Consider the following 12,857-nt stretch of genomic DNA (forward strand, 5'->3'; position numbering starts at 1 on the left):
CAACTAGGCCAATAACTTTTTGGATATTCTACTGCTCGCTATTTTGGAAGAAATAAGCCCCAGCACGACTATGGTCCCCAAAACAATCAAGATGTTTACGAACTGATATTCCACGGGATAGGCAAGGGACGGGGTAATGCGCCACCATTTGAACACCAATTGGGAAACCACGATCAACGAGCCCAAAGCAATACCTACCAAGCCCCCAAAACAGGTTACAAAGACCCCTTGGTAAAAATAAATCTGCCGTAGCTGCTTTATGGTCGTTCCCAAAGCAAAAAGTGTTTTGGAGTTTCCCCGTTTATCCAAGATCATCATGATAATGGCGCCTACTACATTGAACAAGGCGATGATCAAAACCAAAGTAAAAATGAGATAGGTGGCCGTATTTTCCGTTTTCAGCATTTTGTAGAGGGTGGTGTTCAATTCCTGACGGGACAGTACCAGCGCTTTGTCCCCAAGAACGGTTTTAAGGTGCTCCTTTGCCTTGGAAATGGCAACCCCTTCCTCCACCTTAAAATTGATACCTGAAATTTGGGTGGAATCCTTTTCCAAAAAAGCCTGAACCATGGGCAAAGGGGCAAATACGTAGGTCTTGTCCAAACCATCTTCCACGGCGTACACTCCGCTTACCACCAGGGGCATTTGGTTATAAAAGGATTTTGAACCCAGCACATCGGCCGTAATGGAGCGATTCCCAGGTTTTAAGGTGATGGCATTCAGGGGCGACATATTGCCCATAGGACCGCCCAGGAGATTGAATATGCCAATACCAATGACGGCCTGATTTTCATCCACTCCCCAATTGCCAAAATACAGGGTGCTGTCCACCGCCGTAACCTGCCTGTAGTGTTCATCAACACCTTTGATGTAGGCGATACAGTTTTTATCGTCATAACTAAGGTATACCCGTTCCACTATTTCGTTGGAATAGGAGGCTATTCCTTCCGTGGTTTCCAGGGCATCCTTTTCTTCGGCAGTCAAGGAAAAGAATTTCCCAGTTACGGGAACGGCCTTTACATCCGGGTCAAAGGTATTCGTAAACTGGAGGCTAAAGGTCTTGAGTCCCGCAAAAGCGGAAAGGACCAGAAATAAGGCCGCCGATCCAATGATAATGACCAAAAAAGTAAAAAAGTTAATGATATTGACCGCATTCTGACTGCTCTTTGAGCGTAGGTACCGCTTGGCGATGTAGGTGGGGAAGTTCAAAATCAGGATTTCTTTCGCTTGTCCAACAAGTCCCTTTTTTCAATGGGATTTTCTTCCCCTTTCAAGGATTCCTCAATTTTTTCGATATAATCCAATGAATCATCCAAATAAAAGTGAAGCTCCGGAACCCTTCGCAATTGGTTTTTGGTCCGTTGGGCCAATTCATGTTTGATCAGGGCCTTATTGGAACGAATGCCATCCAATAGCGCATTGGCCTCTTTGGGCGGAAAAATGGAAACGTAAATCTTGGCAATGGACAGGTCCGTGGTTATGGAAACCTTGGTCACTGATATCAATACCCCTTTTAAGCCCCCTTCCGTGGCGGCCCGTTGAAGGACCTCCGCAATATCCTGCTGAATAATGCCCCCAATTTTCTTCTGTCGTTGCGTTTCCATGCTGCAAAATTATTCATTTCATCTGTTCCTTTCTTATTTTCTTTTCGGTCAGATGCAATTCGCCTTTGGAGATTTACTCTAGAAAAATAAATTGTTAGTGCTCATTTCATGACCAATCTCAGCATTTCTTATTTTTAGTACGAGTAAATTGTGCCCGGATTAACAGTATTTCACCATGGATAAAATTGAACACATCGGTATTGCAGTAAAGGATTTAGCGGTTTCCAATACACTTTTTGAAAAGCTATTGGGTGTACCAAGTTATAAAATGGAAGAAGTGGCTTCAGAAGGCGTGAAAACCTCATTTTTTAAGTCGGGACCCAATAAAATCGAACTTTTGGAGGCGACCCATGCGGACAGTGCCATTGCAAAGTATTTGGAGAAAAAAGGCGAGGGAATCCACCACATTGCCTTTGCCGTTGATGATTTGGAGGCGGAAATAAAGCGATTGGAAGGGGAAGGGTTCGTGGTGTTACCGGGATTTCCCAAGAATGGAGCGGATAATAAGCGCGTTGCATTTTTACACCCAAAAGGCACCAACGGCGTTTTGACCGAGCTTTGTCAGGATTTGGGGTAAGGGGGCAGTATGCAGTAGCTGTGCACAGTCCTATGAGAAGGTACTGATTCGTAATTACGAATTGTCAAAAGCTGGAAGACGGAACATCGCGGAAATTGGGTGAGGACCAAGGAAGCCGACGGTGGATTCGCTTCGCAACGACAGCATCAATTTTCCGCTTTCAATTGGCATCGCCCAACTCCTTAATGCAGCAGGGCTGCTGTTCCGTAAGTTTTATTTCTTCCGCCCCGTGATGGATGGTAAGGGCCTTGCCTTTTTTTAGCGTATAGGTCACCTTGTCCCTTTGGATCATCACCTCCAGCAGTTTACCACGAACCGTTAAAGGGAAGCGCACCGCTCGGGTCCGGGGAGGGCTTTTGGGATTAAAGCTGATTTTACCCCCATAATCACGCAAACCGGCCAAACCATATACGATGGCCATCCATGTGCCGCCCATGGAAGCGATATGGGCCCCGTCCTTCACATTTCCCCCTACATCGGCCAGATCCATCCAGGCGGCATACTTGATTAGCTCCATGGCCCTATCCAGATACCCCAGTTCAAATGCCAGGATACTGTAGACGCAGGAAGACAATGAGGAGTCTCCCGTAGTTAGGGGATCGTAGTAGTCGAAATTCTTTTTCTTTTGTTCCTTCGAAAATTCATGGCCCAAAAGAAACATGGCCATGACTACATCGGCCTGTTTAATGACCTGAAAGCGGTAGATGACCAGGGGATGGTAGTGGAGCAGCAAAGGATAGTTTTCCAAAGGGGTATTTTCAAAATCCCAGACTTCCTTTTTCAGGAATTCATCATCCTGTGGATGAATTCCTTTTTCTTCATCGTATGGGATATACATTTTGGCTGCGGCATTTCTCCATTCTTCGATTTCTTCCGGGCCAAGATCGGTATCCTTTGCCAAGCCCTCAAAGCTGTCCGGCGCCTTTTTCCGAAGCAACTCCAAACTCTCCACGGCGTATCGTAGATTTTCACGGGCCATTATGTTGGTAAAGGCATTGTTGTTTACAATGGCGGTATATTCATCTGGCCCCGTTACGCCATGGATATGAAACTGGTCCTTTCCGTTAGTTGAATAGAAGCCCAGATCGGCCCAGAAGCGTGCCGTTTCGATCAGCATCTCGGCCCCGTATTCAAAAAGAAACTCCTCATCGCCGGTTACCTCAACGTATTTTCTCAAGGCGTACATGATATCCGCATTGATATGATATTGTGCGGTTCCAGCGGCAAAAAAAGCAGAAGCTTCATCGCCGGTAATGGTTCTCCATGGGAAGAGCGCCCCTTTCTGATTAAGTTCCCTGGCACGTTTGCGCGCTTTATCCAGAAGGCTGTATCGGAAACGCAGAAGGTTCTTGGCCACTTTTGGCGAGGTATAGATTAAAAAGGGCATCAGGTAAATCTCGGTGTCCCAGAAATAATGACCTTCATAGGCTTCTCCGGTAAGACCCCTGGCCCCGATTCCGGTGCCTTCCACACGAGCGGACGCCTGAAGGATATGGAATAGATTAAAGCGGAGGCATTGCTGCGTTCTCCGGTCTCTATACATGGAAACTTCAATATCGCTGTTGGTCCAAAAATTGTCCATAAAGCGCTGCTGGCCCTCGGTCAATTCTTCGAAACCGTCTTGTGTCACGGAGTCCAGTGTTCGTTCGGTACGCTCGCAAAGTTCAACAACGGGCGCATTTCGGGAACTGTGGTACACCATGTATTTTATCATCCGAAAGGGCACTCCCTCCTCGGCTTTTAGCGAATAAACGATCTTGGCGGAATCCTCATAACACTCGCTTTTATAGGAATAGGTATTCTCCGTTTGAATCTCATGATCTACACCACAGGCCAGCGTCATACCACTGGTACGGATCTGATGCCCTAAAAGCACCCTTTGGTCGTTAACCTGACTCACTTGTGGCACAAAAACACTATGGTCGAATTTGGGGGATTTTCTCGGATCCTCCTTATCCTCCTTAGGATCAAGTTTCTCCGTGGGACAACGTAATTTAGAGGAGATGATGAGTTTGGCCGGTGCATTCAGCACCGTCACCTCATAGGAAATGGCGGCAACATGCCGGTGTTCCATAGAAACGATTCGGGTAGAGCGGATGGAAACGCGTTTGCCAGAAGCGGTTTCCCAAAGAACAGTCCGATTCAGGGTGCCGGCTTTCATATCAAGTACCCGTTCATAAGACTTAAGATCTGCGGTAGGAAGGTAAAATGGCTCGTCATCCACATAGAGCCTAATTACTTTGCTATCAGTAACATTCAGCATGGTTTGCCCCGTTTTGGCAAATCCATAGGCAGATTCCCCATAACGGATGGGCCATTGTTCATGAAATCCGTTGATAAAGGTTCCCCGCTGTACCACAGGCGTTCCTTCCTCATGGTTGCCCCGAAAACCAAGATAGCCGTTTGCAATGGCAAAAACGGTTTCATCCTGGGCCAGATATTGGGGTGAATATTTTTTTTGGATGAACCTCCAATCATCCAAAGGATAAATATGCCTGGGGGGGAGTTTAATATTTTTCGAAATCATCTGGTCTGTTTACACACTGTCCAAAAGCAGGACTCAAATTTTAAGGGTCATCGTATTTCCCAATAGTTCAAATGGCCTTCTAGAAAAAAGTCTAATATAATTGAAAGTAAGGTAGCTTGCCAACCCATACTACGTTAATGCAGAATATAACATTAATTTGACATTGGGGTTCTGCCCGGGCAACAGCCAAGAATAGGACCTATAGTATTGTGGTAGCGGAAAATAAATAGTAGTTTTGCATCCTTCTTCGCCACTATAGCGCATGAAATTTGGCAATAGGGGACCAGAAGAAGGAAATATTGAAATACGGATAGTTGATTTTGGAGATTTTCCATCATCAATTATCCATTGACAACGGTCCAATACCTGTCCATTTAGCAGATGGTAGGCGGGGCTCAGTTGGTTACCTGCCTACCTGGCGCCCGCCTACTGGCCGTAGGCCGGCAGGGTAACGGCAGGCAGGGAGTAGCTGACGTTCATTTAATAAAATGGTTTTTGTTTACGTTCTTAAAAGCGAAATTGACAATAGGCTTTATGTTGGGTTGACCCAAAATGTTGAGAAGAGGCTTAGAGAACATAATAGCGGAAAAACAAGAAGTACAAAGGGATATCGCCCCTGGCAATTGATTTATGTCGAGGAATATCCCGATCGACCCACTGCGAGAAAACGAGAGAAGTACCTTAAATCGGGGTACGGCAAGCAGTGGTTAAAGAATAAACACAACTAGGTCCTATAGCTCAGTTGGTTAGAGTAGCTGACTCATAATCAGTTGGTCCCTGGTTCGAGCCCAGGTGGGACCACGACAGTGGTAAGAAAGCCTTCACGAAAGTGAGGGCTTTTTTCATGGAATGAACCTGGGTGAGAAGTTCATGCCGAGCGGAGCCGAGGTAAGCCCAGGTGGGACCACGAAGTGGTGGAAAAGCTGCAACGATAGTTGTAGCTTTTTTTGTGCAACAAAGACCGGGCGAGAAGTTCATGCCGAGCGGAGCCGAGGTAAGCCCAGGTGGGACCACTTTAAAAATCCGTAATTCATTGATAAAAAGATGATTGCGGATTTTTTGTTTCTTTGTTGTACGGCAATTGTATTGTAAGTCTTTTTAAGAGCAATGATTTAAGTTACTTTATTGGAAAAGCTAAAAGTTATTCAGAAAATCTAAATAATTAGGACCCCCCGGGTTGGAATAATTCAATTTCTTTTTCAGTGGATAAGGTTATTGTAATGTAGGTCCTTTTTCAGAAAACGAAAAGAAAGCAATACCGCCGTTTTGCAATCATGATAGGTTTTATAACTATTCAACAGAGTTAAAAAAATTGTAAAAGCAATGGTATCTTGACGCATATGGCCTTAGGATAAGTATTATCTTAGTTAAGAAGGAATATTATTCAGACTGAATGAGCAACAATGTAATTTATGAAGAACGAGCATGTCTATTCCTTGACATTTTAGGTTTTTCTGAGCATGTGAGACAAAGTACCGATAAAAACAACCTTGAAGTCACTTCAAAAGCAAGAGAAATTTCTGAGCTTTTAAATCTTCTACCGATTAAAATGCGCTCAATTGGGGAGTCCAATAGGAATAGAAGAATTACTCAATTTAGTGATTCCATTGTTGTTTCATTTGCACTATCCGACAAAAATGCCTTTGTAGAATTATTGGATGATATCATGAGGATTATAATAAATTTTATCCTTAAAGGATATTTGGTTAGAGGTGGAATTTCTTACGGAAAATTGTTCCATAATGATAATCTTGTCTTTGGCCCGGCAATGATTACTGCATATGAACTGGAGTCCAGAATAGCAATATACCCTAGGGTAATATTTGATAAAGAACTGGTTGACACATTGATCCAAAATGGAGATACAGATTTAAAATCATTGCTTCTTAATGATGTAGAGTCATCTTATTTTTGGAAGGAGGACTTCGATGGTAAGTATTATTTGAATTTTTTCAAAGGCTCTGAGTTTTATATGGATGAACACGAATATTACCGTACTTTTCTTAGAGAATTAAGAATATTTATTACCAAAGCACTAAAAAATCGCAGCTCACAAACTGTAAGGACCAAGTATGGATGGTTACGTACCAAATACAATGAGTTAATAGATAATCTAAAAGAGAAAAGTAGCTATTATGATATACCCAGGAAGATAGCATAGAAGTATTTTCCTAATTGTTTTCAAAAATTTCCTACATTGGGTTTTTTTGTTTCAAACACGGCAATCAACCTAATTAATTTTTTCAAATTTGAAGTCTAGGCGTAAGGCATAGAAGTCATTTTGACATATTTCCAACAAGACCAATGAAGCCATTTAATTTTCCTGTAATAAGAAAAGTTATTATCAATGACTTCAGTTTGTATAGCAAAAATAACGTCATAGAACTCGAAATGGACAAGCAAGTATTTTGCTTGGCCGGGGCCAACGGTCTTGGGAAATCAACCTTTGTGACCATTCTTAATTATGCTCTTACGGGAATCGTTAGGAATCCGCAAAGAACGTTTAGTGCTTACAATTCAATTCCTGCTTTTTACTCAAAAAATAAAAACTTCGCCAATAAGTTTTTCGAAGGAAGAATTGATGAATCTTCTAGGGAATTAGCCAGTGTTGAGGTTCATTTTGAGCTAGGAGATTTTAATTATAAAATAGAGAGAGGATTCTTTGAAGTCGAGGAACTCAGGCTGTTTTCTAGGACTAGGAAAAGTAAAGACGAAGAGGAAGGAAGCCAAGTTGATACGCAACATGACCTTAATGAGGCTTATATGAACAATTTGGCGGATGATGCAGGTCTGCAAGAGTTTTCCCAGTACGTATTTATACAACATTTCGTTTTAACGTTCGATGAGACTCATCAACTTCTTTTTTGGGATAAGGAAATGATGGAAAGAGTATTGTACCTTTTCTTTGGTGTAAACCCGGAGGATGCAAAACTAGCTGATGAGTTGAGAAAAAAGGTAAAAAAGTATACCTCGGACTCCAGTAATTTGCAGTGGGACATTACCCAGGCTACCAAAGAACTGGAAAATCTAATTTCTCTTGCAAACGCCGATGATAACAAAGGTAAAGTTCCTGAGGAAGTTTTAAACGAATATCAGGCCCTAACCCAAGACTTAAACGAACAAATAGACAACGTTGAAAACAACAGGAAAGAATTAAAACAAGTTCAGCTGGAGGTAGCCGACTATTCTCTTAATCTTAACACACTTAAAAGAGATTATGAAGAGTTGTTTAAGCATACGCTAAAACCGAAAAGCAACATTGAATCCGACCCGAAAATAATTGAAATAATCAAATCTCTGCAATATGCCATCAACACCACAGGTAATTTTCAATCAATTCTTGATTCTTTAGTTAAGTACATTAAGGAAAATCATAGTTTAAATAATAACAAAAGTTCGACTGAATTGCAAGAGGTTTTGGACAATCTTAAAGCCTTAGATGTGCAAATAAAGGAGCTAGGTGTTAAATTGAATAATTCAAATATTAGGGAACTACGGCTGAAAGAGGAAGGTTTGGTGCTTGAAAAAGCGATTTCTGAAAACAAAAATAAAATCTCGGAGATCGAAAACAAGAACGAGGAGTTTCTAAATAGCCTTTATAAAAAGAAAGGAGATGACTTGACTGATTTGGTGACTAGATTTCGGAAGCAAATAGAGAATCTTAAGGAAAAGAAACAGGAAGCCATTGACAATAAAAATACCAAAAGACAGGAATTAAAGGAACTTGAGCGAAGGCTAAAAATACAGTATCAAGGAGCAGAGGAACAATTCATTCCAAAATTTATTGACTATGCTCAAAGTTTTATTGGCTTAGAACTAAACATTCGATTGCAGACTTATGCCAAGGGAACAACTCTAGATCTTGAGATTAATGATTCTTTTCGAAAAGAGGTATTTCAGCTTTCTGAAAGCCAGAGATATTTTCTAGACATAGCCTTAAGAATGGCACTTATTGAACACGCAACGAATAGCTGTTCTCTTACAGTTGATACTCCTGAAGGATCACTTGATATTGCCTATGAAAGTAAAGCGGGAAAAATGTTTGCGGACTTTTCAAAACGCAGCTATCAACTAATTATGACCGCCAATATCAACACCTCAGAACTTCTTAAAGAAATTGCTAAAGAATGCAAAAGTCAAGGTATGAAATTGGAAAGAATGATTAATTGGACCACGCTTTCAAAAGTTCAGATTGAACTTGAGTCAAGAATAGAAGAGGCTTATTTGGAAATTGAAACAGCACTTAACGAATAATGGCACTTTCAGAGGGAACATATGATTGCCTTTATATCGGAAATAAGCTTCAATCAAAAATTGGAGACTTTTCCGAGGGAGAACTTCAATTATTTGCCTATTTGGCCTGTTTGTTGGCTCTATATGATGGCCAAGATGTTTCTTCTTGGGGTTACCTATTCATAAAGAATGAAAATGGCAGTCCCTACAGTAATGATGTGTCAAATTCAATGGGTTTTTTGGCAGAGGCCGAATTTCTAAATGATTCTGATAAGGATAATTATTACACTATAACCACTGAGGGGGCTTTTTTGTTGGCTCAGCTAGCAAGTCATTCAGGCAATTTGTTCAGAGAAAAGTATTTGAAGGCTGCGGTCCTAATGGTCGATTTTTTCCCATATGGGTTATTAACAAAGGCAATTAATGAAGAGCCTATATTACGTTTGTCACGTTCTGTGAATGCAAGAAGAAACTTGCTCGATTCCGACGGCAGCGGACATGCATTACTATATCAACAATTTAGTATTCTTAAAGAAGCGATAAGTGAAGAAAGCAAAGAGCTTATAATGCCCGCCTATTTATGGGTTAATTCTCTTGCTTTTTACAAACCTAAGTTGTCTGTTGCTAATGAATAGTCTTGAAGGGTTAAGTAAGTTTTTAAAGGAAAGCGCTGAAAATGCCTTTGTTCCAATCGTGAAGAGAGATTTTGGAGAAGGCGCCTTACTAGTTCTAGGTGCTATGAATGACAACATAACCCTTATATATAAAAACCTTAGACTAAGAGACTTTACTTCGATAACGGTTTTTGCTCCTTTGGTTGAAGATGTAAGACTTTCTGAAATTGCTCCAAGCGTAAATAAGGCAGCCACAGTTGATATTTTTGCTTCTGTATCCTGCAAGCATTTGGTTATTGAGGTGCTTGAAGGCCAGATATCATATTGCACAGATTGGGTTCCTGACATTGAGGAAATAAGAAATAAGGCCATTGTTTATTGTCTTAACAAAGACGGGGAGGTATTTTATGGTAAAACCGAGGTTTCGACTCTTCCAGAATTGATGGATACTGAAAGCTATTTCCAACATCCAACATATAAAGACTTAGAAGAAGCATTTGAGGAATATGAATTGAAAAGAGCTAAAAATTCAAGCGGGCCATTTCTAAAAAATGCATGGCATGAAGAAAACCGAATCTTCTTTGTCCCGGGGCCAGAAAGCATAATGCGTGATTGTCTACATGATTTCTTAAGTATTCGGCTTAGAGGGAGTCCCGAAGTAATGCCAGAGCAATATGTGGACAGATCTCGTCCTGTTGACATCAAAGTTACGTGGACGTACAGCTCCCATGTTGCGCTCATCGAAGTCAAATGGGTGGGAAAGTCTTATGACTCAGTTAAAGATAAACTTACTGCAAAATCTGATACCCACGCAAGAAGTGGAGCTGATCAATTGGTTCAGTATTTAGATAACAACAAAGGATTTGCTTTTACTAAAATAGTATCTGGATACTTGGTCGTATTCGATGGCAGAAGATGGAATACAAATAAAAAAACCACAGAGATAAGTGCTGCCGATGGAGGTTACTACCGAAATAAGCCACTAAAATTTGATCCAGAATACGAAAAAGGAAGAACTGACTTTGAAAAGCCTATAAGGTTTTTTATGGAACCAATTGTAAAATGATAAATAATAACTTTGGACTAAAAAATTTAGGATATTCGAATTTCGAAGCCACCGGTATTTTGCCCCGCCAACGGTGGTATTACTACAAAGAGGGGTTTTCTTCGGAATTAGTAGAATTTGCTATTAAACAGCTTGATTTGGGACCTGACAAGCTGATAATTGACCCCTTTAATGGTAGCGGAACAACTACATTAACAGCTTCGCTACTTGGAATTGATTCAATTGGGGTTGAGGTTAATCCATTTACATCTTTTTTATCACAGACCAAACTTGTTTCTATTGATTCCAAAGCATTGGAGAAGCACTTAGGTCCAGTTAAAATGGGCATAGAAAAAGGCAGGAAGTCAGAACTTGAAGGGTTTTCCACATTTACAAAAACAGATAAGCTAGACAAATGGCTTTTCAACACAACAGTTATCAGGGGGTTTGAAGGAGGCTGGACCGAAGCGCAAAAAATAGAAAGCATCCCAATAAGAAGCGTTTTCCAGCTTGCATTGATAACTGCCGCAATGGAAAACTGTAATGCCAAAAAAGATGGGAAGGGACTCAAATATCGGAGTAGTTGGTCTCAATTGGATTACAAGCTAGAGAATTTTCAGGAGTCTTTTCAGACCAAAATTGACCATATTAAAGAGGATTTGGACTTAAGTCAAATTATAACCAAAGCAAAAATTGTCAATCAGGATGTGAGGAGCTATCTATCGGACACCAACAAGAAGAAAAAATTCAATCTTTGTGTAACATCTCCACCATATTTAAACACTTTTGATTACACTGATATCTATAGACCCGAACTTTTTTTAGGGAAGTTTTTATCGACTAAGCAGGATTTATATAATCTACGCACTCGAACTTTACGCTCTCATATTCACGGAGCTATTTGGAATAACCCAAAGAGCAATGACTTTGGAGTAATCTACAAAGAAAGTATGGCCCACGTAATTAACAATCCAACTCAATTAATGCATAAAAAGATACCTCTAATGATTCAGGCATATTTCGAAGATATGAAAGTACTTTTTGAAGAATTAAAGTTGTCGGCCGCATCAGGGTCTCAAATATGGATTATAGTATCAAACTCAGCTTATGCCAATAAAGAAATTCCCGTGGATTTGATATTGGGAGACATCGGGTCTCAGGTAGGACTTTCCCTTAAAGAAATAGGAGTATTAAGGCATATTCAAAAAAGAAAAACAAAGCATAGCCCTGATGTAAAGAAACTTCGAGAGAGTGTAATAATATTTAACAAGTAGGTTTTTGCGAATAGCTCTGTGGACTACTTTTCACCATTCGAAGCTCCATTTCATATCGATTGTATTATTAAACCCCATTTGGTCTAAATGTCCAATCTTATGCTTGAGGGAAGCATCAACATTATCGATTTCCATATCATTTGAATAATCGCCACTAGATTGTATATAGATTTATATAGTATTAGAACTTCTCAGAATAGGTGCTAAAAGAACTTAGCAAAAGGCGAAAATCTACGTAAAAACTGCTAAAACCACCTGAAAATCAATACTTAACATTTTCAGTGTTTTATGTTTATTCTTGGCACAATGCAAATTTTCCAATTATATTCCTGGACAGGTTTTATACCGTTTTTTGGTTCTATCTTGATGATTCACAAATCACTGAAAATGAGTCAAATAAAAGAATAGTTCAGTCCCAGGTGAAACCACATCAAGTAGAAAACCCGCACAACAAGGTGTGGGTTTTTGCATTTCAACAAAAGAAACGGACTCGATGGCATTTCCGAACCAGCGCTATTCCTTTTTGAAAACAGTATCTTCGGTAAAATCAAGTAAAGTACTATGCCCAAAGGCAGCAAATCCAAATCCTGGATAGCCATTTTAATTGAAATTGTCGAGGTCTTCTTTAAAAGTGCACGTCAGGGAAGTCGGGGAAGAACCTGGAACCAGCACGTAGTACCCTATGATAACGGTTGGGCTGTAAAGAGAGCGGGAAATAAACGCATCACCTCCAAACACCGACGTCAGGATACGGCCATAAGAAAAGCGAAACGTTTGGCTAGAAAGTATAAGGCCGATGTGATTATCCATAGACAGGATGGTACCATTCGGGATCGAATCAACTATGATTGACAAGAAAGGAAGGTAGTTTTGTTTGCCATAGGACATTGATAGAAAGCTATTTGTGATTTTTCGGAATCCAATGCTTTAGACATCCTATTCAGATAAATAAACGGAATCTATTTTCTTCTTCTTCTAACATT

The 12,857-nt window shown here is 40.6% G+C and carries 11 protein-coding genes and 1 tRNA gene; 9 read left to right on the forward strand and 3 right to left on the reverse strand.

What is annotated here, in order from left to right; all coding sequences use genetic code 11:
• Positions 1-3 precede the first annotated feature (3 nt).
• Both L0P88_RS10195 and rbfA read right to left on the reverse strand, forming a co-directional pair.
• Complete coding sequence (locus L0P88_RS10195; RefSeq protein ID WP_247134480.1) at positions 4-1,209, reverse strand: ABC transporter permease; 1,206 nt, start codon at positions 1,207-1,209, stop codon at positions 4-6.
• A 2-nt stretch (positions 1,210-1,211) separates the two neighbouring features.
• Positions 1,212-1,604 (reverse strand): 30S ribosome-binding factor RbfA, encoded by a 393-nt coding sequence (gene rbfA, locus L0P88_RS10200; protein ID WP_247134481.1) that lies wholly within the window; start codon positions 1,602-1,604, stop codon positions 1,212-1,214.
• 175 nt (positions 1,605-1,779) lie between these two features.
• Here rbfA and mce point away from each other — a divergent pair, with 175 nt between their 5' ends.
• The gene (mce, locus tag L0P88_RS10205) at positions 1,780-2,181 is read left to right on the forward strand and encodes a methylmalonyl-CoA epimerase (protein ID WP_247134482.1); all 402 of its coding nucleotides are present in this window, start codon (positions 1,780-1,782) and stop codon (positions 2,179-2,181) included.
• Positions 2,182-2,341: 160 nt separating this feature from the next.
• On the opposite strand, the gene L0P88_RS10210 is transcribed toward mce, so the two are convergent.
• Positions 2,342-4,708, reverse strand: coding sequence for a glycoside hydrolase family 65 protein (locus L0P88_RS10210; RefSeq protein ID WP_247134483.1), 2,367 nt, complete (start codon positions 4,706-4,708; stop codon positions 2,342-2,344).
• A gap of 488 nt (positions 4,709-5,196) precedes the next feature.
• Here L0P88_RS10210 and L0P88_RS10215 point away from each other — a divergent pair, with 488 nt between their 5' ends.
• The 8 genes from L0P88_RS10215 to L0P88_RS10250 all read left to right on the forward strand — a co-directional run bounded on the left by L0P88_RS10215 (position 5,197) and on the right by L0P88_RS10250 (position 12,726).
• Positions 5,197-5,436 carry a GIY-YIG nuclease family protein gene (locus tag L0P88_RS10215; RefSeq protein WP_247134484.1) on the forward strand — a complete coding sequence of 80 codons (240 nt, stop codon included), beginning with the start codon at positions 5,197-5,199 and terminating at the stop codon, positions 5,434-5,436.
• Positions 5,436-5,509, forward strand: a tRNA-Ile gene (locus L0P88_RS10220). Before L0P88_RS10215 ends, L0P88_RS10220 begins: the two co-directional genes overlap by 1 nt.
• A gap of 592 nt (positions 5,510-6,101) precedes the next feature.
• Positions 6,102-6,869 (forward strand): hypothetical protein, encoded by a 768-nt coding sequence (locus tag L0P88_RS10225; protein ID WP_247134485.1) that lies wholly within the window; start codon positions 6,102-6,104, stop codon positions 6,867-6,869.
• A gap of 143 nt (positions 6,870-7,012) precedes the next feature.
• Positions 7,013-8,962, forward strand: coding sequence for a hypothetical protein (locus L0P88_RS10230; RefSeq protein ID WP_247134486.1), 1,950 nt, complete (start codon positions 7,013-7,015; stop codon positions 8,960-8,962).
• Positions 8,962-9,576 carry a hypothetical protein gene (locus tag L0P88_RS10235; RefSeq protein ID WP_247134487.1) on the forward strand — a complete coding sequence of 205 codons (615 nt, stop codon included), beginning with the start codon at positions 8,962-8,964 and terminating at the stop codon, positions 9,574-9,576. Before L0P88_RS10230 ends, L0P88_RS10235 begins: the two co-directional genes overlap by 1 nt.
• Positions 9,569-10,621, forward strand: a complete 1,053-nt coding sequence (locus L0P88_RS10240; protein ID WP_247134488.1) for a hypothetical protein — start codon at positions 9,569-9,571, stop codon at positions 10,619-10,621. Before L0P88_RS10235 ends, L0P88_RS10240 begins: the two co-directional genes overlap by 8 nt.
• Complete coding sequence (locus tag L0P88_RS10245) at positions 10,618-11,874, forward strand: DNA methyltransferase (protein ID WP_247134490.1); 1,257 nt, start codon at positions 10,618-10,620, stop codon at positions 11,872-11,874. The genes L0P88_RS10240 and L0P88_RS10245 overlap by 4 nt, the downstream gene beginning before the upstream one ends.
• Positions 11,875-12,435: 561 nt before the next feature.
• Entirely contained in the window at positions 12,436-12,726 is a 291-nt protein-coding gene (locus tag L0P88_RS10250) for a DUF2188 domain-containing protein (RefSeq protein WP_247134491.1), read from the forward strand.
• The last annotated feature ends 131 nt before the right edge of the window (positions 12,727-12,857 follow it).

Source organism: Muricauda sp. SCSIO 64092, from assembly GCF_023016285.1.
Taxonomy (GTDB): Bacteria; Bacteroidota; Bacteroidia; order Flavobacteriales; family Flavobacteriaceae; genus Croceivirga.

Bases quoted from the DNA above. Each gene is read 5' to 3' on its own strand.
- rbfA (WP_247134481.1), bottom strand. From the start codon at position 1,604: ATGGAAACGCAACGACAGAAGAAAATTGGGGGCATTATTCAGCAGGAT.
- mce (WP_247134482.1), top strand. From the start codon at position 1,780: ATGGATAAAATTGAACACATCGGTATTGCAGTAAAGGATTTAGCGGTT.
- L0P88_RS10210 (WP_247134483.1), bottom strand. From the start codon at position 4,708: ATGATTTCGAAAAATATTAAACTCCCCCCCAGGCATATTTATCCTTTG.
- L0P88_RS10215 (WP_247134484.1), top strand. From the start codon at position 5,197: ATGGTTTTTGTTTACGTTCTTAAAAGCGAAATTGACAATAGGCTTTAT.
- L0P88_RS10225 (WP_247134485.1), top strand. From the start codon at position 6,102: ATGAGCAACAATGTAATTTATGAAGAACGAGCATGTCTATTCCTTGAC.
- L0P88_RS10230 (WP_247134486.1), top strand. From the start codon at position 7,013: ATGAAGCCATTTAATTTTCCTGTAATAAGAAAAGTTATTATCAATGAC.
- L0P88_RS10235 (WP_247134487.1), top strand. From the start codon at position 8,962: ATGGCACTTTCAGAGGGAACATATGATTGCCTTTATATCGGAAATAAG.
- L0P88_RS10240 (WP_247134488.1), top strand. From the start codon at position 9,569: ATGAATAGTCTTGAAGGGTTAAGTAAGTTTTTAAAGGAAAGCGCTGAA.
- L0P88_RS10245 (WP_247134490.1), top strand. From the start codon at position 10,618: ATGATAAATAATAACTTTGGACTAAAAAATTTAGGATATTCGAATTTC.
- L0P88_RS10250 (WP_247134491.1), top strand. From the start codon at position 12,436: ATGCCCAAAGGCAGCAAATCCAAATCCTGGATAGCCATTTTAATTGAA.